The sequence below is a fragment of the Bacillus sp. 7894-2 genome (genome assembly GCF_002272225.1).
Lineage (GTDB): Bacteria > Bacillota > Bacilli > Bacillales > Cytobacillaceae > Cytobacillus.
Genome location: NZ_NPDG01000085.1, coordinates 1 through 23,892 on the forward strand (window position 1 = coordinate 1; position 23,892 = coordinate 23,892).

At 42.2% G+C, this 23,892-nt stretch carries 19 protein-coding genes; 3 read left to right on the plus strand and 16 right to left on the minus strand.

What is annotated here, in order from left to right:
• Nucleotides 1-76 precede the first annotated feature (76 nt).
• From CHI10_RS12455 to CHI10_RS12500, 10 genes are all read right to left on the minus strand, one after another.
• Nucleotides 77-511 carry a BrxA/BrxB family bacilliredoxin gene (locus CHI10_RS12455; RefSeq protein ID WP_095244597.1) on the minus strand — a complete coding sequence of 145 codons (435 nt, stop codon included), beginning with the start codon at nt 509-511 and terminating at the stop codon, nt 77-79.
• Between the two features lie 147 nt (nt 512-658).
• Nucleotides 659-2,344: a dihydroxy-acid dehydratase gene (gene ilvD / locus CHI10_RS12460; protein WP_179289025.1), complete on the minus strand. Its 1,686-nt coding sequence runs from the start codon at nt 2,342-2,344 to the stop codon at nt 659-661.
• 249 nt (nt 2,345-2,593) lie between these two features.
• A complete protein-coding gene (locus tag CHI10_RS12465; protein ID WP_095244598.1) occupies nt 2,594-3,730 on the minus strand; it encodes a conserved virulence factor C family protein in 1,137 nt (378 codons plus the stop codon).
• Nucleotides 3,731-3,853: 123 nt separating this feature from the next.
• Entirely contained in the window at nt 3,854-5,734 is a 1,881-nt protein-coding gene (locus tag CHI10_RS12470) for an ABC-F family ATP-binding cassette domain-containing protein (RefSeq protein ID WP_095244599.1), read from the minus strand.
• Nucleotides 5,731-6,381: an HD domain-containing protein gene (locus tag CHI10_RS12475; RefSeq protein WP_483294954.1), complete on the minus strand. Its 651-nt coding sequence runs from the start codon at nt 6,379-6,381 to the stop codon at nt 5,731-5,733. The genes CHI10_RS12470 and CHI10_RS12475 overlap by 4 nt, the downstream gene beginning before the upstream one ends.
• Nucleotides 6,382-6,523: 142 nt before the next feature.
• Nucleotides 6,524-7,372, minus strand: coding sequence for a DegV family protein (locus CHI10_RS12480; RefSeq protein WP_095244601.1), 849 nt, complete (start codon nt 7,370-7,372; stop codon nt 6,524-6,526).
• Between the two features lie 98 nt (nt 7,373-7,470).
• The gene (locus CHI10_RS12485) at nt 7,471-8,325 is read right to left on the minus strand and encodes an amidohydrolase family protein (protein WP_095244614.1); all 855 of its coding nucleotides are present in this window, start codon (nt 8,323-8,325) and stop codon (nt 7,471-7,473) included.
• Between the two features lie 10 nt (nt 8,326-8,335).
• Nucleotides 8,336-11,410, minus strand: a complete 3,075-nt coding sequence (locus CHI10_RS12490) for a GNAT family N-acetyltransferase (RefSeq protein WP_095244602.1) — start codon at nt 11,408-11,410, stop codon at nt 8,336-8,338.
• A 229-nt stretch (nt 11,411-11,639) separates the two neighbouring features.
• Nucleotides 11,640-12,170: a hypothetical protein gene (locus tag CHI10_RS12495; RefSeq protein ID WP_095244603.1), complete on the minus strand. Its 531-nt coding sequence runs from the start codon at nt 12,168-12,170 to the stop codon at nt 11,640-11,642.
• A gap of 11 nt (nt 12,171-12,181) precedes the next feature.
• Nucleotides 12,182-13,852 carry a formate--tetrahydrofolate ligase gene (locus CHI10_RS12500; protein WP_095244604.1) on the minus strand — a complete coding sequence of 557 codons (1,671 nt, stop codon included), beginning with the start codon at nt 13,850-13,852 and terminating at the stop codon, nt 12,182-12,184.
• A gap of 180 nt (nt 13,853-14,032) precedes the next feature.
• On the opposite strand from CHI10_RS12500, the gene metA reads away from it, so the two are divergent.
• Complete coding sequence (gene metA, locus CHI10_RS12505) at nt 14,033-14,941, plus strand: homoserine O-acetyltransferase MetA (RefSeq protein ID WP_095244605.1); 909 nt, start codon at nt 14,033-14,035, stop codon at nt 14,939-14,941.
• Between the two features lie 150 nt (nt 14,942-15,091).
• On the opposite strand, the gene CHI10_RS12510 is transcribed toward metA, so the two are convergent.
• Nucleotides 15,092-15,784: an AIM24 family protein gene (locus CHI10_RS12510; protein WP_095244606.1), complete on the minus strand. Its 693-nt coding sequence runs from the start codon at nt 15,782-15,784 to the stop codon at nt 15,092-15,094.
• Between the two features lie 7 nt (nt 15,785-15,791).
• A complete protein-coding gene (locus CHI10_RS12515) occupies nt 15,792-16,484 on the minus strand; it encodes a class I SAM-dependent methyltransferase (RefSeq protein ID WP_095244607.1) in 693 nt (230 codons plus the stop codon).
• A 144-nt stretch (nt 16,485-16,628) separates the two neighbouring features.
• Between CHI10_RS12515 and CHI10_RS12520 the strand changes: the two genes are divergently transcribed.
• Complete coding sequence (locus CHI10_RS12520; protein ID WP_095244608.1) at nt 16,629-16,847, plus strand: DUF3892 domain-containing protein; 219 nt, start codon at nt 16,629-16,631, stop codon at nt 16,845-16,847.
• Nucleotides 16,848-16,890: 43 nt separating this feature from the next.
• Here CHI10_RS12520 and mntR read toward each other — a convergent pair whose 3' ends face one another.
• From mntR to CHI10_RS12540, 4 genes are all read right to left on the minus strand, one after another.
• A complete protein-coding gene (gene mntR / locus CHI10_RS12525) occupies nt 16,891-17,316 on the minus strand; it encodes a transcriptional regulator MntR (protein WP_095244609.1) in 426 nt (141 codons plus the stop codon).
• Nucleotides 17,317-17,580: 264 nt separating this feature from the next.
• Entirely contained in the window at nt 17,581-19,743 is a 2,163-nt protein-coding gene (locus CHI10_RS12530; protein WP_095244610.1) for a DNA topoisomerase III, read from the minus strand.
• A gap of 168 nt (nt 19,744-19,911) precedes the next feature.
• Nucleotides 19,912-22,833: a type I pullulanase gene (gene pulA / locus CHI10_RS12535; protein ID WP_353615968.1), complete on the minus strand. Its 2,922-nt coding sequence runs from the start codon at nt 22,831-22,833 to the stop codon at nt 19,912-19,914.
• Nucleotides 22,834-22,965: 132 nt separating this feature from the next.
• Complete coding sequence (locus tag CHI10_RS12540; RefSeq protein WP_095244612.1) at nt 22,966-23,256, minus strand: hypothetical protein; 291 nt, start codon at nt 23,254-23,256, stop codon at nt 22,966-22,968.
• A gap of 311 nt (nt 23,257-23,567) precedes the next feature.
• Between CHI10_RS12540 and cspD the strand changes: the two genes are divergently transcribed.
• The gene (cspD, locus tag CHI10_RS12545; protein WP_009791749.1) at nt 23,568-23,768 is read left to right on the plus strand and encodes a cold-shock protein CspD; all 201 of its coding nucleotides are present in this window, start codon (nt 23,568-23,570) and stop codon (nt 23,766-23,768) included.
• Nucleotides 23,769-23,892 lie beyond the last annotated feature (124 nt).

Consider the following 23,892-nt stretch of genomic DNA (forward strand, 5'->3'; position numbering starts at 1 on the left):
AATCAACTCAGAGGTCGAATTTAGTTACCTGCCCATTAGCAGCAAAATTTATGAATACAGCATTAATCTAATATTCTCAGCAATTCGCCTCAAAAGCTGCAAGAAGGTTCTCCATAATTGCTTCCATAGAGTGGTCTTCGATATCATGGCGGTGAATGAAGTGCACAACTTCCTTCCCTTTTAAAAGAGCCATAGAAGGTGATGAAGGCTCATATCCATCAAAGTACTCGCGCATTTTAGCTGTTGCTTCTTTGTCCTGTCCGGCAAAAACCGTCACCAGGTGATCAGGTTTCTTTTCACTTCTTAAAACAGCCTGTGTTGCTGCAGGGCGGGCAAGACCAGCCGCACAGCCGCAAACTGAATTCACGACAACAAGAGCTGTTCCTTCAAGCCCTTCCATGAATTGCTCTACATCTTCTGAAGCCGTAAGCTCTTTAAAGCCTGCCTGTACAAGCTCCTCACGCATCGGCTTTACCATTTGTTTCATATATTCTTCATATGCCATTGACATAAGATTTGTATCCTCCTTAACGTGCAGTTTGTAAAGTAAGCATACTATATCGTATGAACTTAATGCAATTTTTCTATGCCGGTTTTCGTCATATGGCAGCTAATTCAAAGAAAGCCGGTCTTTTTAGGACCGGCTTTCTAAATATACTTAAATTTTCATAACGCCGCCTGTGCTGGCATTGGTCACAAGCTTCGAATAACGGGCAAGATAGCCTTTTTTGACCTTTGGCTCGAAGCCTTTCCAATTGGCTTTGCGTTTTTCAAATTCTTCATCTGAGATTTCCAGATTAATTGTACGATTATTCAAATTCAGTTCAATGATGTCTCCATTTTCTACAAATGCAATAGGTCCGCCTTCAGCAGCCTCCGGTGAGATGTGCCCAATGCTGATGCCGCGTGAAGCACCCGAGAAACGGCCATCTGTAATCAGGCCGACTTTTGCACCTAGACCACGGCCGACAATCTGTGAAGTCGGTGCAAGCATCTCCGGCATTCCAGGGCCACCTTTAGGGCCCTCATAACGAATGACCACAACATGGCCTTCCTGCACCTTGCCAGTAATGATTCCAGATAGTGCATCTTCCTGCGAATCAAAGCAGATGGCTGGTCCTCTATGATATCCGCCAACTGACTCATCTACTGCACCTACTTTTATAATGGATCCCTCAGGAGCTAGATTCCCAAATAAAACCGCCAGCCCTCCGCGCTCAGAGTGCGGATTCTCCAGCGTCCGGATTACATTTTTATCCTGAATCTCACTGCCGGCTACATTCTCCCTTAGCGGCTTTCCGGTAACTGTCAGACAGTCACCATTCAAGGCGTCCGGCTTTTTAAGCAATTCATTGATAATTGCACTCACCCCACCCGCATTATGAACATCTTCAATATGATAATCTGATGCAGGAGCGATCTTGGCTAAATGCGGAACCCGGTTGGCAATCTCATTGATTCGTGCAATCGGATATTCAATTTCAGCTTCGTGGGCAAGCGCCAAGGTGTGAAGAACTGTATTCGTTGACCCGCCCATTGCCATATCCAGGGCAAATGCATTGTCAATCGCATCGATGGTAACAATATCGCGCGGTTTGATGTCTTGCTTGATTAATTCCATCAGCTGCTTGGCTGAACGTTTAACAAATTCTTTTCTTTCTTCTGATACAGCCAGAATCGTGCCATTTCCAGGAAGTGCAAGTCCCAGTCCTTCTGCAAGACAGTTCATGGAATTCGCAGTGAACATCCCTGAACAGGAACCGCAGGTCGGACATGCTACCTGCTCGATTTCCAGGAGCTTTTGTTCGTCGATTTGGCCGGATTCGAAGGCACCCACACCCTCAAAGACCGAGCTTAAGGATAATGGCTTTCCGCTTGAATCAACGCCGGCTTTCATCGGGCCGCCGCTGACAAAAAGGGTTGGAATATTAACCCTTAATGCCCCCATCATCATTCCGGGTGTGATTTTATCGCAGTTCGGGATACAGACCATTCCATCAAACCAGTGGGCAGAAACAACTGTTTCAAGTGAGTCTGCAATGATTTCACGGCTTGGCAGAGAATAGCGCATGCCGATATGGCCCATCGCAATTCCATCATCCACACCAATGGTATTAAATTCAAATGGAACGCCGCCTGCTTCCCGGATTGCTGCTTTAACAATTTTACCGAATTCCTGCAAATGCACATGTCCAGGAACGATATCAATATAGGAATTGCACACAGCAATAAATGGTTTTCCGAAATCTTCTTCTTTTACTCCGGCAGCACGCAGCAGGCTGCGATGCGGAGCCCGGTCTGTGCCTTTTTTGATCATATCACTTCTCATCTGTGAGCCAGTCATAGTATGTACCTCCCGTTTTACCCTAGATTCATAATCTCTTATTCTATGGAAAAGATTGACTAACCTCCTGCCCCCCAAATATTTTCTTTCCAATATAGACCCTTTTTCGGATAATTTCAATAATTATTACAAATTTAATTTAATTTTTCGCTTTAAACGGATGAAACTGTAATGCGTGTAAGTTTTAAATTAATCAATTCCAATTAAAAAACCGCTGCAGATCTTGAAATCTGAGCGGTTTTCTTAAAATTATTTCTCACCTTTGTTCCGGGATTCGGTCATTTGTTTCCAAACTGAACCCTTTGCTTCTTCTCCCTGCTCAATTCTCTCAATAGCCAGTTTAATCTGCAGGCTGACTTCGAATTCCGGGTCGTCTTCTGCAGCCTTTAGAGCAGGCAGCGCACTTTCATCTCCCACTTCGTAAAGGAACATGGCCGCACGCCAGCGTACAAGCTTACTGTCATCCTGCAGAGCTTCCTTCATGGCGTCCATTGCTTCTGCAAACCCTAAGTCTGATAAACAGTCTCCGGCTGTACGCCTTACAGTGACGGTTTTATCCTTCAATGCTCTGTACAGAAGCGGCAGGACCTTTTTATTCTCAATCATCCCAAGATAAACTGTCGCAAGTCTCCTGATTGAAGCCTTCTCGTCATTGAGAGCTTTTTCAAGAACAGGCAGGTCCTCCAGTTCTGGATTATCCATCTGTTCGAGTTTTTGATAGCGCTCCCGCCAATCCGGGGAATCCAGATCTTCGACTGAAAGTTTCAGAAGAGAACGCACATGCTTATCCTCCGCTTTATCCGGGCTTTTAGCCATTATCACAAGAGTCTGGAGTCTTCCCTCCGGAAAGGCAGCCATTAGTTCCTCTACAATATCATGGCCAACTTGGTCAAAGTCTCCGTAGCGGACCCCAAATTCCTTCCACTTGCGGACCATCACAACATTATCAGCAGGATCCTGAGCTTTTGCAACAGCATTAATGAAGTTTTCAGGAAGTCCGAAGCGCTTTTCTTCCGTGCCGTCAGTCAGCTTCACCTGCATGGGAATTCCTTTGTACATTTGGACTAATACTTGCACTTCACCAAAATGTTCATCAATGCTGTTTTCTTCAGAGCCGTCATTTTCCACGTCTTCGCCAAAAGCAGACCGAACTTGAGGAAGCAGCTCTTTCCAGTCATATTTAGCATTTCTTTCTACTGCCAGGAAATCAGCAACATGGTAAACTCCTTTTATGCCTTCGATCTCAAGAATATCAAGGATGATTCTGGGAGCTCCTTCATTTTTATCTTTTTTATAATTATTGGCTTTCCCCATTGGAAGCTCTTCATCAAGAATAACCTTCATTGTATTCGGACTCGGTGTTGGTTCGATTGCTTTTATTTTCAAAAGTATCACCCTTTTTTATATATTCACGCTGGTAACTGATTTTATTTTAACATAAGGAAAATTTCGAGGCATTCCAGCTGTTTTGAAAATAAAAATAACCCGGAGATTTCCCCGGGCACATCATTATTCATTTTCTGCTGCTTCTGATAGATAGCTCCATCTCTCTATCAGATATTCCAGTTCTTCATTCAGTTTCGATTCCTCTTCTACTAATGCCTGGCCTTTTTCAAAGTCACTGCCAATGCTGGCCATCTCTGAGGCAATCGCTTCGAGACGCATTTCAGCAGCCTCAATCTTTCCCTCTATTTCTTCCCATTCCTTTTTCTCTTTATAGCTCATTCTCTTTTTCTTCGGTTTCGTTTCCCTCGTTTTTTTAAGGGCATGGTTAACTTCCTGAACCGGTTTGGCATTTTCGCTTTCAAGAAATTCACTGTAATTTCCGTAGTAGGAGTCAATCTCGCCTTCTCCTTTTAACACAAGCAGCTGTTCAGCCACTTTATCCAGGAAATAGCGGTCATGTGAAACAGTAATGACTACGCCGGGAAAATCATCAAGATAATCCTCGAGAACCGTCAGGGTTTGGGTATCAAGGTTATTGGTCGGCTCGTCAAGTAGGAGAACATTTGGTTCAGACATTAAGATTTTCAGTAAATAAAGTCTCCGTTTTTCCCCTCCGGAAAGCTTGCGGATAGGGGTGCCATGAGTATATGGCTGAAATAGGAAACGCTCCAGCATTTGAGCCGCAGAAATAGTTTTTCCATCTGAAGTTTCAACTACTTCAGCTGTTTCTTTGAGGTATTCGATCATGCGCTTACTCTCATCCATATCTTCGCTTTCCTGGGTATAGTAAGCAACTTTTACTGTCTGCCCAATAATACGCTCACCTGAGTCCAGCGGAATCCTGCCTGCCAATATGTTAAGGAGTGTGGATTTCCCTGTCCCATTTCTTCCAATAATCCCTATTCTGTCCCCTGGCTTTACGAGAAGATCAAAATGATCCAGAATTGTTTGGGACCCATACTTTTTTGTAGCAGCTTCGAGTTCAAATACTTGTTTTCCGAGACGGCTGCCGCTTAGGGACATATCCAATTTTTCAGAGGATTTAACTGAAGCAAGCTGGCTGTCAAGGGTCTCAAACCGCTGGATCCTTGCTTTTTGTTTGGTGGTACGGGCTTTTGCACCTCTCCTGATCCACTCGAGTTCCCTTCTGAACAGATTTCTCTGCTTTTCTATAGTGGCTGATTCATTTTCCTCTCTTATCGCCTTGGCTTCAAGGAATGCAGCATAATTCCCCTTATAGCTGTAAAGATTTCCGCCCTCAAGCTCAAACATTTTATTGGTAACCCGGTCCAGGAAATAACGGTCATGTGTTACTAGCAGCAGTGCGCCCTGATATTTCCCCAGATATTCTTCCAGCCATTTAACCGATTCAAAATCAAGATGATTGGTCGGCTCGTCAAGAATCAGCAAGTCTGGTGACTGGATCAAAGCTTGCGCCAGCGCAACCCGTTTTTTCTGACCTCCTGAAAGCTCACCGACTTTTCTGCTGAAATCCTCAATGCCCAGTTTAGTGAGAATCGTTTTGGCATCGGTATTAACTTCCCAGGCATTAAGTGTATCCATTCTTTTTTGAAGTTCGAATAGGCTTTCCTGGACAGCTGGGTCTTCAGGGTGCCGGCTAAGCTCCAGCAGTGCTTGTTCATATTCTCTCTGCAGCACAAGAATTGGCGCATCTCCTGCAAACACCTGCTCGAGAACGGATAAATCATGATTCAGGTCAGGCTGCTGTACTGAATATGAAATGGTGTAATCTCTCGGTTTGACTATTTCGCCGGAGTCCGGCAGGTCAACTCCCGCAATCACCTTCAAAAGGGAGGATTTTCCTGTACCGTTTACACCGATCAGTCCTGCCCTTTCTTTTTCGGCTATTGTAAAGGATATATTGTTAAAAAGTTCTTTCTCACCATAGGTTTTTGTCACATTTTCCACAGAAATCATCTTCATGCTTGACCATTCCATTCTTTTAAAAATTGATGCAGAAACTGCTCCATTAGCTCGTGCCGCTCTTCTGCCAATTCCGTAGCAGTGTCAGTATTCAGCAGATCTTTCAGCTTCAAAAGCTTTTCGTAAAAGTGATTGATGGATGACGACCTGCCATTCCGGTATTCATCTTCAGTCATTTCCTCTCTGATATCAAGGGCAGGATCATAAATCAGCTGTCCTTTTTTGCCTCCGTAGGCAAATGCTCTCGCAATTCCCACGGCACCTATTGCATCCAATCTGTCCGCATCCTGGACAATTTGGGCTTCTGCGCTTAAGATCCTGGTGTTATGGCCGCCTTTAAAGGAAACTGAATCAATAATTGCCTTAATGGAGCTGGATGCTTCCTCTGTGATTTCGAGTTCCTGCAGAAAGTCAGACAGTTTCCTGTCCCCTGCTTCCACGGAAATGTTCAGCTTTGCATCAGATATATCATGAAGCAAGGCTGCCATTTCAATTAAGAAAGGATCTCCTTTTTGTTCCTTTTCCGCTATGTAAAGGGCGTTTTTTCGAACCCGCTCAATATGATGCCAGTCATGCCCGGTTGAATCATCTCCGAGTGTATCCCGGACAAATTTTTCAGTTATATGTATAATATTTTCTTTCATTATTTCACCCGCTTTCAAACTCCACTGTCCATTTTAACATTAGTACTAAAAAGAAACGATGGCAAGGTCATACCATATGGATATATAAAGACAAAAAAGTGCAGAAAACCAGTATTTGATTTCCTGCACCAGAGCTTATATTAATTTATTCCAGGCCATTCAGCCAGCTGATGCCGAGTGTATGCTCTCCTGCGTGGACGCCAATGGTGGCTCCTAAGGAGTAGCATCCAAATTCAACTCCCGAAAATTCTTCCTGAAGTTCATTCTTCCATATCTCCGCTTCTTCGGGATGCAAACCGTACAGGATGAATACTTCCTTCAGCGGGTTTCTTTGATGAGCGCTCCTCAAAAGCTTCACAATTTTATCTTTCGCTTTTCTCTCGCTCCTGGCCTTCTCCCTGACACTTAATTCTCCATCATGAACTGAAATAATCGGCTTTACATTAAGCATGCTTCCTAAAAAGAATTGAACCCCGGACATCCTGCCGCTTCTATGGAGCTGTTCAAGACTGCCAATGAGGACATATGTTTCGCCCGTATCACGGAGCATCTCAAGCTCGCTGATAATGTCCTTACTGTCCAGTCCTGCCTCTGCCAGTTCCATCCCTTTAAGGATTAATCTTGTTAAAGGATATGATAATATCTTGGAGTCCAGGCTGTATACCGGGATATCAACCAGCTGGGCAGCCTGTTCACTGGAAGAAACAGTACCGCTGAGCTTTGCCGATACAAGCACAGCGATGATACAGTCATAATCCTTCTGCAGATTTTCGTATAAATTCCTGAAAGCGCCGATGGATGGCTGGGAGGTTTTAGCCGGGGTATCCAGGGTTTTTAACCTCGCATAAAGTTCTTCAGGTGTTAAATCAACACCATCTGTATATTCTCTGCCATCCATAATGATAGTCATCGGTATCTGGTACAGGTCAGGGTGGTTTCTTAACTCATTATTTAAAAAAGCCGTGCTGTCTGTTACCCATGCAATTTTAACCATTAAAGACGCCCCCTTTTATGATATTTATACGTATATGTATCTAAATAAGACTATTTGAAGGGCTGGAATTGAAAGATTTCTCTCCCAGCCCCCAGGTTCTATGGTAGAAAAGGCTTGATTTTAGGAAAAACCTTTATAGCGGTATTATAGAAAACATCCTCATGATGCTCTCCAGGGATGAGCTCTTTTATAAATTCGATATAAGGGCCTACAGGCGCAAGTGGCCAATCGGTTCCAAAAAGCAATTTATCGTAAGAATCCGCGAACACTAAAGCATGCCTAAGATGGTCCAAAAATCTTCCTTCACTGTGCTTCTTCAATTCTTTTTCTGTTCCCACAATAAGGCCTGAAAGATCGGCAAAGACATTCGGATTTTTATATATGATTTCTGCTCCGGTCAGCGTCCATGGATCTCCAAAATGAGCCATCATGAAATTGATATTCCGGTGTTTAACTGCAACCTCGTCAATAGCCAGGGGATGAGAATACTTAAGCAATCCCCTTTCCGAATAAGTATCGCCTGTATGAAATACAACAGGCACTCTATATTTTTCAGCGAGTGCATACACAGGTTGGTATACTTCATCATAGGCGTAGAAAGGATAATACCCAAGATAAATTTTAATACCCACAACAGCAGGCTTTTGCAGATCTTCTTCGAGCCTTTCTAAAGCGTCTTCATTGAGATCATATGGATTGATGCCGGCACAGTAAACAATATTAGCCGGCATCTTGTCTTCCAGATCAATCCCCATCGGTGTTCTTGCTTCATAATCCGGAAAGCCCATCTTGTCTGTTTCTGTAAGTCCCATGGCGATGCTCAGAACTACATTGGCATTTTGGAACTCCTTCTGGTGCCCATTATATGAATAATCTACAAATGAGAGTTTCTCGGCAGTATGATGAAATGATTTTATATCAGAAAAATGAATATGTGCATCTATGACTTTCATAATTTCTCCTTTAACGGAATTCCAAATAATGCAGTTTATTAAGTAATCGGCCATCGAAGCTTCTTTCATCAAATGCGATAAATCCCGGTTTGGCCAATGAGCCCGCCTTCCTTTCGGAAAAAACTTCGAAGGCTTCTTTATTCATATATGCCCTCAGGAAATCAGTATCTTTACTTTTCATTACATACATTTTTTCAGAAGAGAGGGAGCTGCTGATACGGGATACATTATAATCCACAAAAGATTGCTCCTCAACTCCGACCTGATAGGCTGATTCCGCATCTTTGTCATTTAGTGTAAGAGTAAGATCCTTTAATGAGCCTCCGGATAAAAAGATATCTGTGATCCATTTTTCATTAAACAGATACTTTCCTCCTGCATTGTTCACTTCTACCCAATGGGCTAGGATAGGCACTCCCGGCAATAAAGCGAAATACTGTGTATAATCAAGTCCTTTCCAGATGGAGTGAAGGACAGCTTTCGTATGAATGGCCAATACAGACCATTCGTTTTCATACGAATCTTTAACATTCAGAAATTCAGCAGAAGATTTCTCCTTCAAAAGCGAAAACACACTCATTTGCGAAGGAACCGTTTTCATGCCGCCAGCCCACGGATTCCACCATCCCTTGGCAACGGGTTCAGGAAAAGAGGAATCCAGCCATTCATTTCCTTTATATGAAAAGGAGAATAATCCAGGATAAAATTCCGGTGCGGCTTTTAAGCTAATAATGCCGTTATCCAATGTATAAACAGTCTTCCCGCTCTGCTTTTCTGTTAATATACGGATTTTACCCCTGGGCATCAGCAGCAAATCATTTGCATGCGTCTTACCACTGTCAAGTGTCATCTCGGCTTTCACAAGAGATAAGGGTTTTATGCCTTCAATAGGGAAATTCGCTCTATATTCCTTTAGTTCCTGTTCCTGGCTGAAAGTTGCGGATAGTTTTTTATCTTCATTTAAATAAACATCTATAGTGCCGTTCAGATAACTCGAACGAAGGGTTTTAAGAGTAAACTCCGCTGTTTCCTGGTCCTTTAAAACTGGATTTCCCCTATTGATAACTAGCGCTTTTTCATTCTTTACTATTTTTTCAGGTTCAGCAGTCACACCTGCAAATTGCTGCATTTCTTCCCATGTCCGGAAGGCTCCTATGGATAAATAGCCAGGGGCCAATATCTTCTGATCTCCCGGTGCAAGACAGCCAGTCTCCTGCTGATAATAAAATTGCCACCCATCCGGATTGGACTTCGCACTTTTAGGCCAGCAGAATCCAATCGGCTCTCCATTATGATTCGCGAAATACCAATTTTCAGTTATGCTTTCACCTGATATTTCCATGAACCCTAATTCTTTTACATCTGAAAACTCTATTACTTCATTCTCGAGTGGAAAATATGGCTGCTGCATCTCATGAAATAACGGCTGGCTCAAAAACAGGTTTTCATATTTTTTATCCCCTTCATTTGTCAGTTCAGACCAAATTTTCACAAGGCCTTCACCATAAAGGGAGGTATACAAGGCTACAAGAATTCCCGGAAAAGCTTCAGACTTGAAAACCAATTTGAAGGTAATGGCCGTATCATCTGTGAACCACTCTGCTTCCAGAGGCTTGGCCTTTGAAAATTCAGTAGAATAAGGCTTGCCCAGCTTAGGAACAAAAAACGAAAAAGGCTGGTTAACATTTTCGTTTCTGCCGGCTGTTATTTTATAATCCATTTTCCGGATATTCACCTGGCAGATCCCATTGCATATATGCCAGTAATCCCTGGACTCTCCTCCGAACTTCTGACCAAAGCTTTTAAGTGGAATGCCCACCGGGCTGCAAGTAAAAGAGAGTTCTTCCCCATTCTTCTTTAATGCCGATATCGACATTTCCGGCTGATAAAAGCCATGGTTTTTCACGGTAAAAGGCACCTTTAGCAGCTTACGTTCTTTTTTATGGAGCTGTATTCGATACTCCCGCTTTTCTAATTCAACTAAATCACTTTCAGGGAAAGAAAGGTGAAATACTGCCTCCTCCTCCAGGTTGTTTTCTACTTCCATTTCCAATTCTGCTTCCTGATTCAAAAAACTGAGATTTCCTTTGGAAGCGCCTGTTATTTTGGCAGGCTGCTTCGGAAGAAGTCCAAGGCGCAGTTCACATTCCTCTCCATTTACCCAAACCTTTACCTCCAATGAAGGATGAGTTTTCCAGACACTGGGCTCTTCCCCTTCATGCACAATAAATGTTCCGGTCATTACAGCGTTGTTCTCAGCTGTCAACTCATGCTCAAACACTGATTCGACCCTTCCCTGATTATTCGCTTCAGCTTTAAACGAAGCGAGGTTTCCTGTTTTATTTACAAGGTTGAGCTGAAAAGTTTGAACTTGATTTTCAATAACTTCATGATGGGCCATGCATAGTTCTATAAGATACTCATTAGTTTCAATTAAGCTGATTCCCCTGCCGGTTCTTTCAATTCTGGCTCTTGCAGAGACTTCCCCGCTTTGCCATTTATACTCGTAAAATGTAAATCCATTTTCTTTGATTCCATCCGGCTTCACATCGATATTTCTCAGGCTGCTGTCATACCAATCAAGCTTCTCCAGAACCGGTTTTAAAAGCTGTGTCTGGTGAACAGCGGGAATAAAGTTCATTAAATGGGTTGTATCATCCCTGTCTTCCCAAAAGAAACCGCATTTTTTGTAAAGCGGGACAGCTTTCACGTTTCCTGGCCATGTATATAAATCCAGGCGCGGCCAGCCCAATTCCATAGTCTTTTGCAGCGCTTTTTGCACAAGCATCTTTCCGATTTTCCGCCCATGGTAATCCGGTCTTACATTTAAAAGAGGGATATACAGGGAACCCGTATCCTCTTTATATTCCGATAGCCCGCAATAGCCTACGACCTCTTCACCATCAAGGGCTAAGTATAACGTAATATTGCCGTTATTCGCTTCCTGCGTTTTCACTTGCTCTTCAGTCATTACACTGGTATCTCCGCCCCAGCTGTCTCTGCTTAAGTTCCACATTTTTGCGATTCCTGCTGCAAAGCCCTCATGATACTCAGTAATGATAAATTTGTCTGTACTCCGAATCATTCCTTTGTCCTCCTGACTAGGTTACGTCTTGTCTACCCTTCTCCAATTCTTTTTTCGCAATGGTTTCCTTAATCATTTGCCTCTCCTCCTTTTGATTGTATTCGGAATGTTTTTCCATTCCTTCTTAATCGTATTATCAGAGTTTCGGATTGTAAATATAATTTTGAATTTTCCGTAAAAATTTCATACAAAAAAAACGCCTTGCTTCCACTGGCAAGGCGCGTATTTGTTAATATTGAATTTTTCTCAAAGAATCCATAGAAGCAGTCATATAATTGATCATTTCATTCAGGTCATCTATCTGCTCTTCCTTGACAAGGCGGTTAAAGGTAATGATGGTTTCGGTTTCAGCCAGCCCCTGGCTATTTTCAGGGCTGTATTTCACAGTCTGTTCGATATTCCGTCCGCTGCCCCATATTTTCTCCAGGACTTCTCGGATTTCCTTAAATTTATTGTGTTCCATTTGATGCCTAATTTTAAAAATCACAGAAATCCGGCATCCGGCCAGCATTTCAGTTTTCCGTTGAGGCAATAGCTCAGCTGCAAGATTATCAAGTCCCGCCTCCATTATAAAGATACAGTAAATCTCCGCCATGTCTTCAGCATAATCTGTGAATGTAATGTCATATCTGCGGCACATTTTCGCTGAGTTTATCATATCATTCCGGTCAACTATTCTTATTTCTCCGTCCAGATCCCGGTCATAAAATCCGCCTTCCATTACAACCTTCATATTTTCAAAGGCCGTTGGATCAAACATGGTTATCCCCCTTAAAATAGGCCGACTGCATTTCCATCTTCATCTACATCCATGTTCATGGCAGAAGGGGCTTTGGGCAAGCCCGGCATAGTCATCACATCTCCGGTGAGTGCAACAATGAATCCTGCACCAATCGATGGCTTCAGCTCACGTATTGTAATGGTAAAATCTGATGGCCTTCCCAGTTTTGAAGGATCATCAGATAAAGAATATTGTGTTTTAGCCATACAAACCGGCAGGACACCCCAGCCAAAGCTTTCAAAGTCTTTTAGCTGCTTTTTGGCTTTGGTTGAGTATTCAACATTCTCAGCTCCATAAACCTTCTGAGCCACTGTTAGAATTTTCTCTTCAAGAGGCAGTGATAAATCATAAAGATGATTGAACTTCGCTGCTTTTTGGTCCAAAATTTCCAGCAGCTTCTCTGCGAGCTCAATTCCGCCCTGCCCGCCTTTTTCCCAAACCTCTGTAAGGGCTACTGGCATACCTGCCTCACCGCAAAGCTCTGTAAGGGTTGCAATTTCATTCTCGCTATCTGAAATAAACCGGTTAATGGCTACTACATACGGAAGCCCAAAGCTTTCAACTGTCTCAACATGCTTTCTTAAATTAGCAAAGCCTTTAGTAAGTGCTTCAGTATCTTCCCTGCCCAATTCAGCCTTTGACAAGCCTCCATGCATTTTTAAAGCACGGATCGTAGCGACAATAACCACTGCTTCAGGATCAATGCCTTCGTTTCTGGCTTTAATATTCAGAAACTTCTCAGCGCCAAGGTCCGCACCAAAACCGGCTTCTGTCACTACATAATCAGCGAGCTTCGATGCTGCGGATGTTGCAATCACACTGTTGCAGCCATGAGCAATATTGGCAAACGGGCCGCCATGAACCAATGCAGGTGTATGTTCTATAGTCTGGACCAGATTAGGTTTGACTGCTTCTTTAAGCAGGAGAGTAAGAGCGCCTTCCACTCCAAGATCGCTCACTGTTACGGGCTGTTTATCATAATTGTAGGCTATAACCATTTTCCCCAGTCTTTCCTTCAGATTCTGCAGATCGGATGCAAGGCATAAAACGGCCATAATTTCTGAAGCCACAGTAATATCAAAGCCATCCTCCCTTGGGACACCTTGTAACGGCCCTCCCAGGCCAATCACGATTTTTCTCAATGCACGGTCGTTCAAATCCAGAGCACGCTTCCAGACAATTCTTCTCTGGTCAATATTCAACAGATTTCCCTGCTGAAGGTGATTATCAATCAGGGCAGCCAGGGCATTATTGGCTGTTGTAATAGCGTGAAGATCGCCGGTAAAATGCAGATTGATGTCTTCCATCGGCAGAACCTGTGAATATCCCCCGCCTGTTGCACCGCCTTTAATTCCCATTGTCGGCCCCAGGGAAGGTTCCCGCATTGCGACCATAGCCTTTTTGCCAAGCCTGTTAAAAGCATCGGCAAGTCCGACTGTTACCGTGGACTTCCCTTCACCTGCAGGTGTTGGATTAATGGAAGTGACTAGAATTATTTTACCGCTGTCATTCGTACTTAATTTCTTTAAGGCAGCTGCGGATATTTTTGCTTTATACTTGCCAAATAGCTCCAAATCATCCTCAATGAGCCCTAGTTTTTCAGCTATTTCCGTAATAGGCTTCATTTCTGATGCCTGAGCAATTTCAATGTCTGATTTCATTTTTATTCCCCCAGAATCCAATATGTATAGGTACCTTACAGCTATATTGTACCATCACTGAAAAGAAATATTGCCAATTACTTTTGATATTTTCGCATTTTCACACAGTAAAGCATTGATACAATTTTGAATCGTCTTTATAATAAGTTTAATTCAATTTTTGTACAGGGAGATGATCACTTGCCGATAAAAATTCCTAAGCTGCTTCCTGCCAGGGAGATTTTAGAGGAAGAAAATATATTTATCATGGATGAGGACCGTGCCAAACAACAGGATATTCGCCCATTAAATATCCTCATCCTGAATTTGATGCCTGAGAAAGAAAAAACGGAAGCCCATCTTTTAAGACTTCTTGGAAATACCCCTTTACAGGTAAACATCTCATTTTTAAAAACTGCCACTCATCAATCAAAAAATACCAGTCCCCTGCATCTCGAACAATTCTATACTACGTTTGAGCAGGTTCAAAAAAGAAAATTTGACGGGATGATTATTACTGGGGCTCCTGTAGAGCTTCTTGACTTTAAAGAGGTTGACTATTGGGAGGAGCTAACCGTAATCATGGAGTGGACAAAAACAAATGTTACCTCCACCCTGCATATATGCTGGGGAGCACAGGCAGCGTTATTCTATCACTTTGGGATCGGAAAATATGAGCTGCCTGAGAAATGCTCCGGTGTTTATCTTCATGAAGTTCATGACAGAAGCGAAAAATTGCTGAGAGGCTTTGACGATATCTATTTTGCTCCGCATTCACGAAATACAGATGTTTATAAAGAGCAGCTGCTGAAACACCCGGAAGTGAAGCTTCTGTCCTCTTCTGAGGAGGCGGGTCCTTTCATCATGAGCGCAAACGGCGGCAGACAAATCATGGTAACTGGCCACCTCGAATATGAAGCTGGCACACTCGCAGAAGAATACACCAGAGACAGAAGCAGAGGTCTGCAGGTTCCCGTGCCAAAACACTACTTTCCGAATGATGACCCCGGCAGAAGACCTCATAATATCTGGCGGTCACATGCCCATTTAATGTTTTCCAACTGGCTGAACTACTATGTATACCAGGAGACACCTTACGAATGGGATTAATCATGCAGTGAGCGGAGTAACTTAATATGTAGCCAAAAACATGAAAAGCCGTTTTTTTGCAGGGTGTTCCCTCTCTCAAAAACGGCTTTTTCATTTTATAAAATTGAAATATTTTCAAGTGACAGGTATGCGAAGCGCTTCCGCTATTCCTTATGATTGCTGGGCATAATACACTTCTTCGAATGGCTGAACCACTACAAATCCGCTGCCTGAAAACTTCATTTGGATCGACTCCCCGCTCCCTCTTCCAAGAAACGTTTTAAAGGAGATATCTGTTACGAATTCCGGCTGCAGTGACCCTGACCATGCAACTGTCGCATTTGGATCGGTATATACGGGATTATCAGGAGTAACTAAAAGTGTCAGTGGCTCATAGTGAGAAGTAATAGCCACCATTCCCGTCCCTTCTAAACGGACATTGAACAAGCCGCCTGCAAGCATGCCTGCCATCCTTTTCATTAATTTAATATCCCAGCTGATGGAAGGCTCGAAAGCAAGGAGATCATTCCCATTTACAAAGATGGAATCCCCCTCAAGATTCAGGATTGAAATCTTTTTCCCCTGGTCAGCAAGGTACAGCTTTCCGTTGCCTGTTGCTTTCATTAATGCTGTGCCTTCTCCAGTAAATGCCTTTTTGAACATCTTTCCTAAGCCGTGCTCGAGAATGCCTTCGCGCTCAAACTTTATCTGGCCGCGGTAGGAAACCATCCCGCCTGCTTTAGCCCAAACCTGGCTGGTTAAATTAATTTCGAGCATCCTTGATGTTTCCAGTTCAAACAGCCCTTCACCTTTATCCTGCTGTTTCGTCTGGTTTACAAACTCTTCAATTGAATATCTGCTCATTCTCTTTTCATCCTTTCATTTCCCTGTTTTCAAGCATAAAGACCCACATAAAAGATAATGATTGCTTTAGCTCATCAGGCAGCGATCCTTTTGAAAGCTGCTCTGATGCTTTTTTATAAACACCCAGTTCATCAATCTTCAACCATCCGTTTTCATTTGCAAGCTGTTCAAATTCCCATGGCATCATGGTATTGCAGATAACTTTTTCCTTATAAAGCCTGCGGTAGCTGTTAGCCCGGGGGGCGGCTGTGGGGCCAAGAATCCCTATACACGCTCTTCCTCCCGGCTTAACTATTCGCTGAATTTCCTGTAAAACATCCAGCGGGCTTTCAGTCCATTCCAAGGAATTAATGGCAAGAATCGAATCAAACGTATTTTCCTCAAGTGAAAGATTAGAAATGTCTTCTTTCTTAAACACCGCATCAGTTTCAGCGTTTAATTTTTCAGCTTTATGTATCATCTCTTCTGAGACATCAATCCCAGTAACTCTATAGCCAGCCAAAGCAAGCTTGTATGAACCGTAACCATCTCCGCAGCCAAGATCACAAACAGCAGATCCTTTTTTGACATGCTTTTCGAAGAAGGAGATGATATCTTTTCGGCTTCCTTCCTCCCACATTGCCCTGCTCTTTGCATTCCATGATTCCGAATTATTATCCCAAAGCTTCTCTGCTTCTGCAGACCAATTAAAAGTGCTCATTTTATCCCTCCGTTTATGAATACGATTGTTCAATAAAAAAGTTCCCAATATTTTAAATTCGCTAAGATTCTCAAAAATACCTCTGATTATAAATGGTTAATAACGTCAACACTATTGATAGAAAATGAATAAGGAGAGTTTTGTATGAACGGCGAGCAGCTGACAGCAGTCTACCGCAACAATAATGGTGAAATAATTTCCTTCCAGACTTCCGGAGGACGGATTATTTCTTATCGCAAAGCACTAATGGAGGCTGAAGAGGGTGTAATTGAGGGTATCCATATTAATGAATACGAAGACGGCTCTAGGCAACTGAATCCTTCCGATGTCTCATCTTTTGATGACTTTCCAAGCCTCTATTAATATTGCGAAACATGAAAAAACCTGACTTATAGCAGTCAGGTTTTTACTGTTCTTCTTCATTTTTACGCTGAATTTCCCTCAGTACTCCGATGCGGCTGTCATCCTCTTCAAAAAATTGAACCAGGTCGCCAACCCGGTCGATGGCATCCCAGCTCAGGTGATGTTCGATGCCTTCCACATCTTCATAAATGTTTTCTTCTTTGACTCCAATGATACGCAGGAGCTGTTCTAAAAGTTCATGCCGATATACAAGCCTCTTGCCGATTTTTTTCCCTTTTGGCGTTAATATAAGCCCCCGGTATTTTTCATAAACAAGATACTCATCTTTATCCAACTTCTGAACCATTTTTGTCACAGATGATGGATGCACAGAAAGAGCTTCGGCAATATCAGAAACCCTTGCATATCCTTTGTCTTCAATTAACAAATATATTTGTTCAATGTAATCTTCCATACTTGGTGTTGGCATTACGCAACCTCCTGCCAATTAGAAAAGCGCAGAGCGCCTGCCTTTCGGCGACCTGCTTAAGACAAGCGCTGGCAGAAGGCGTTTTTTGCCTTCAGAAGCGATTGGCTTAAGACCTCGAGCCGATGGCGCTCGGAGCTAGACAACTATTTTAGAAAAGCGCAGAGCGCATGTTCACTTTATATCTTTCTTAAATAAATATTAGACTTTAACGATTTTACTACAGTTGGAAAATGGAGACAAGGAAATATACTGCATCAGGCATATTCAGGCCTTTTGCGGGAAGAGAAATTTAACTCTGTTTTCCTGCCGGTCCCAGGATAATTTAGCAGAAAATGTTTTCTCTTTTCCTTTGCTTGTAAATCCTTCGACTAATTCTGTTTCTCCATCCTTTAATAGCTGTTTGAGCAGTTTTTGAGTTATTGTCTTGCCCATAATGCTTTTAGAAATAGTGAAAGTGCATTTGGTTTTATTATAATTGGAGCAGCCATAGAAGCTTCCTTTATCCACAACTTTACCATCACACAGCATGCATTTTCCCAGATTGGCTGATCTTTTTTGTTTGAATTTCCCAGGGATAAATCCCTCTTTGTCATCTTCTGAGAATGCCCACTTTCCTGCATTTTCAATGGAAGCAGAGATCAAATGGCCAACCATTTTATTGGTCTGCTCCATGAATTGTTTCGGGGATGCCTGCCCATCGGAAATGTCCTTCAGCCGCTGTTCCCATTTGGCAGTCATTTCAGGGGAAGCAAGTATCTCTGTTCCTATTGCTTCTATGAGGATTTTTGCTTTTGAGTTTGCATATACAAGATTCTTCTTAATATCAATGTATTTGCGCTCCTTCAGCATAGTAATGATTCCCGCTCTTGTGGCTTCCGTTCCCAGGCCTTCTGTTTTCATCAAAACCTTCTCGAGTTCCTTATCCTCGATCTGTTTCCCGGCCGATTTCATGAGTGTAATCAGCTGGCCTTCGGTATACCTTTTGGGCGGCTGGGTTTTACTTTCTTTTACATCGGCCTTTAACACTGTTCCCTGGTCGCCTGCCTGCAATAAAGGCAGAGTCGGTTCCTTTTCCTTCTCCTGCTGAGGAATCACTTTTCTCCAGCCCTCTTCAAGCTGTACTTTTCCCTTAGAAAGGAACAAAGCTCTTCCATCAACAAGTGTTTTTATAGTTGTATATTCTGATACAGCTTTTCCATAATGTGCAGCTATTAAGCTCCTCACGATCAGATCATAGAGAATTTTTTCATCCTGTGACAGTCTTCCGAGATCCGGCACCTGCTCAGTCGGAATAATGGCATAATGATCCGTTACCTTTTTGTCATTCACATACCGTTTATTCTGCAATATGGAGCTTATAGGCAGAGGGAAAAATTCCTTATACTCCTCTTTTGATTCCATTTTTCTGAGGATTTCCGGAAACATTTCCGCTTCTCCTTCTGTTACATGCCTGGAGTCCGAACGGGGATATGATACGATTCCTTTTTGATAAAGCTTCTGCAGAACATCAAGTGTTTTTTTAGGCGGGAACTTGAACCTGCGGTTGGTTTCCGCCTGCAAGGCCGAAAGATTATAAAGCATCGGCGGCAGGAATTCTTTTTTTTCAGCCTGCACATCTTCCACCTGTGCCTCTTTATCTCTGCAAAAGGCAGCAATCTTTTCGGCAACCTCTTTGGTCTTAATTCTGGTCTCACCATCTTTTTCCCACTTGCCGGTATATTTTTTCCCGTTCACTTTAAATTGTGCATTTACCTCCCAGAAAGGTTCGGAAACAAAATTCTGAATCTCCTGCTCTCTTTTTACGATTAATGCAAGAGTTGGGGTCTGAACTCTTCCTACAGAAAAAACATCTGAGAACCCTTTCTGCTGCAGAAGAAGGCTGTATAAACGCGAAGCATTCATCCCAACGACCCAGTCGGCACATGCTCTCGTATAGGCTTCATAATATAAGTTCCTTGTGTCACTTTCATCCAGCAGGGCAAGGAACCCTTCCTTTATGGCTTTAGGAGTCAAAGAAGAAATCCAGAGTCTTTTCATGGGCACTCCAGAACCGGTAAGCCTAAGAATGTTCCGGATGATAAGCTCTCCTTCTCTCCCTGCATCGCCCGCATGGATAATTTCTGTTAAATCAGGATTAGAAGCAAGCTGTTTAATTATATTAAATTGCTTTGCTTTATCCTTTGTCACTTCATATTGAAATTGCTCCGGAATGATCGGCAATGTGTCCAATGACCATTTTTTCCAGTCCTTTTTGTATTTTTCAGGGGCAGACAGCTGGCATAGGTGGCCTATAGCCCAGGTAACATGAGCCCCCTGGGGGAATATATCATTTGGAAAGATCTCAATATATCCCTGGTGTTTCCTCATTTTAAAAATAGAAGCCAGCGTCATACCCTGATCGGGCTTTTCCGCGATAATCAGTTTCATACTTTAGCTCCCTTTGTGTTGTAAGAACAAAATATAGACATCTATTTTAATATTAACCTAAAAATTTAGCAAAGGGAGTTAAAATACCTTTATAGTTATGAAATTTTTAAAACAATCGTGTTGCGCTAAATAAAAAGAAGAACCCCTTACAGGATTCTCCTCCTTTACTTATCTTTTGAGAATAAAGCTTGTTTGTGCAGGTACTTCAATTGTTTTTGAATGATATATCTTTAGTGTTTTAATCCCAGCCTGTTTTCCGTCTGAAAGTAAATGCCAAGGACCCTTGTCCGGAAGTGAAATTATGGCTGGTTCTGTATTTGCATTATGGATTACAACGATCTCTTTTGCCCTATCCTTCAGGCCTTTTGCATCCAGTCTATAGGCCACCGTATTATCCGGGGCCTCAATGAAATTAAGCTTTGATTGAATATCCTCAGCTGTTGTCATTCTAAAGGATTTATAATGCTTTCTGAGCTTAATCAGACCTTTAAAATAGTCTACTTCCCCGCTGAATTCAGTTCGTCGGTCCCAGTCTAACTGATTTACACTGTCAGGGGATTTATAGCTGTTGTGATCCCCGTATTTTGTCCGCATGAATTCCTGGCCTGCATGAACAAAGCTGACCCCTTGTGACGTCAGTATAATGGAAGAAGCCAATTTATGCATTTTCTTTTTTGATTCTTCCCCTGCACCTGGATTGGTCAGTTCAAGCTTATCCCAAAGAGTGTGGTTATCATGTGCCTCAGCATACGTAACCACCTGTTCAGGATCTTTGTATGTGGCCATTGTGCCCGGATAATCCAATCCTGCTGCAATTCCTTGCTGTACAAAGTTTTCCATACCTTGTTTGCCATTTACAAAACCTTTATCCAGTTCATCAAACACACTTCCTTTTAAACCATCCCGGATGCCATCATTGAAATGGCCGATGCCAGGCATATCTTCGGCATTTTTCTGATTGGCCTTTCTTTCAGCTGCCAGTGGTGTGTTTAAATCCCATCCCTCCCCTATGATAATGATAGTAGGATCAATAGTATCCAATGCCTTTCTTACTTTATTCATTGTTTCAGTGTCATGAATGCCCATCAGATCAAAGCGGAATCCATCAAGATTATATTCCTCTGCCCAATAGGCAACAGAGTCGACAATAAATTTCTGCACCATTTTTCGTTCTGAAGCTGTATCATTGCCGACGCCTGTGCCATTGGCAAGTGTTCCATCTTCGTTATAGCGGAAATAGTAGCCTGGAACAAGCTTATGGAAACTGGATTCATTTACAGCAAACACATGATTATACACGACATCCATTACAACCCGCAGTTGCTGATCATGGTATTCCTGAATCATTGTCTTTAATTCTGTAATTCTTGTAGCCGGATCATAAGGATCAGTAGAATACGATCCTTCCGGCACATTATAGTTTTTAGGATCATAGCCCCAATTATATTGCGGCTCGTTCAGTTTTGTTTCATCAACTGTCCGGTAGTCATAAATCGGAAGGAACTGAACATGTGTGACTCCAAGATCTTTTATATGATTTAAACCTGTTTTTTCTCCTTTAGAAGTTAGGGTGCTTTTCTCAGCAGCCCCAAGGAACTTCCCCTTATGCTTAATGCCGCTGTCCTCATGAATTGAAAGGTCCCGTATATGGACTTCATAAATGATGGAGTCCTCTGGATTCTTTAATTTCGGCTTCTGTTTATTCCACTTTTTAGGATCGGTTGAATCCAGGTCCATTACAACGCCCCTGTCGCCATTTACTGTTACAGCCCGGACATAGGGATCAGTCGCTTCTGTCCATTCCCCCCCAATTTTGACTTTATAATTGTAAATCAGCCCATTTTGATTACCTTTTAGAACAGTTGTCCAGGTTCCTTTTTCACCTCTTTTAAGAGGAAGCTCTTCAGCGGTCTGATCATCCCAGCTGTCATAAAGCACAATCGATGCTTCACTTGCTGTAGGGGCCCAAAGCCTGAAGGAGGTTTGATTTTTCGCATACTGATTTCCAAGCTTGCCATCAAAATAGAAAGCATCATCAAATTCCTTTGATCTGACAACCTCCCCAATCTTCACCTCTGCTTCTCCAAATGAACTTGCAGAGATTTTGTAAAATTGTCTAAAATCCAGATTATCTTCTGTTATCACTTTTACTTTATTTGTAAAATTGTTTTCCTCGTTCCCGTCATAAGGGACAACTTCTTTAATATCGGCATTGTCAATATTAATTATGGATTCCCAATCCCTCCACTGGAAAGGAAAATTGGTTTCAAGTGTAATCTGATTAAAAGCATCCATAGAAGCATTCACTATTTTTGGATCTTTTTCAATATAAGCTGGATTGTAATAAATTCTTTCTGTTCCCTGAACAATCCAAACTTCCGCATTCCCATTTTCATCGAACTTTGTAATAAAGCGATCACCAAATTCCTTGCCGGCCCAATCATTTCCTTCCGTGCTCTTCCTGACTATAAATCCGGCCTTTTTCATACCTTCCGGATTTTCAAGCTCAAATTCTGCAACTTTCCCAAAATCATCTTCTGCTGTAAATTCAACTCTTTTTCCATCCTTGTCTTCTGGCCATGTCCATAAATTCCAGCCTTCATAATTTCCGTCATATCGAAAGTAGTGGAGTTTTACCTTTACCCGTTCAAATGCCGGAAAGTCTCTGTACTCACCATCAGGCGGTGATGTATATGTATTTTCATCGCCTGCTTTCACCCATACCTCTTCAATGCCGCTCTTTACATTGATGAATCTGTCCCCTCCATCTTTCTCCCAGCTGTCGGTGCGGACAATAAAACCAACTTCATCATGAATACCTTGCAGCACAACCTCTGCAATAAGTCCAAATTCATCTTTACCAGTGAATTCAAATACCTGACCCTCGCCATCCTTAGGCCATACCCACAAATTCCAATCCTTCATTTCACCCTCTTCAGGCTGATAATGGATGGTAACTGCTGTAGTCTGACCGGCCCCCTGTGTTGTTTTTTCGGCCGATGCAATCGTTTGCATAAATGGGGATAAAAAATTGGATGCCGCCAATATTATAGCTGCGGCCAGAAAAATAAACGGTTTAAACCCTTTCAACTTAAGCCCTCCTTTATAAATTATTTAAAGATTCCTGCATTTATATTTTAATCCAACAAGGAAAGCGTTTGCATAAGGCGTAAGACTCTGTGAATTTTTTCCTATTAAACAAAAAAAATCGGCTATTGCCGATCAATCTTTATAATAGCGCTTTATTGTCAGGTTCTTTTGAATGTACCATTTATCTTCTGTAACAATGTTTGAAACGGTCAATATCATAGATGGTATTTTCTCGACACTAAAAACGATAATGCCTAATTGGTCATTCATAATGATAAATGACTCCCCATGCGAGTATTGTGGGAGATCCTTGCCAACCTGCAGGATGGAGCTTATAATGGCCTGCTTCTCTTCCGCTTCAATTTGGATATTGGGTGAAAACCTCAAAATCCAATCCTGATCCTCAATCGAAAACCGGTACATTTTCCTCACCCTTTAACAACAAGATAATTAATAATTCATATGAGAAAAACGATAAATTATGTTATCAGATCACAGCAGAAACTTTGTATTTTCCATTCCGACACAAAAAAGTAAAAATATTTAAAATATTTTAATGTTTTTTGTAAAAATGGTGTTCAATTCCTTGACTGAAAGTGCCCATTCGTGTATATTATAATCATCATTTAACAGAATGTATTTTAGCTAAAAATATCTGCTTTATGTTTTGTTAGGTGGTAATATTCATCTTAGACACCTGTTGTGTCTTTAAAGGCTTAGGAGGAAAAGTAAACATGCAAAACGGTAAAGTAAAATGGTTCAACAATGAAAAAGGTTTCGGTTTTATCGAAGTTGAAGGCGGAGACGATGTATTCGTACACTTCACAGCTATCCAAGGTGACGGTTTCAAATCTTTAGAAGAAGGCCAGGAAGTTTCTTTTGAAATCGTTGAAGGAAACCGCGGACCTCAAGCTGCAAACGTTGTAAAACTATAATTCAAATATAATGATAATAAGGCTGGCATCTGCCAGCCTTATATTTTTGTACAGGATTCATCGCAGTCTAACGGGCAGTAAGATCCCCACTTTAAAACTCAGATGAATCAATAGAGGATAAGCG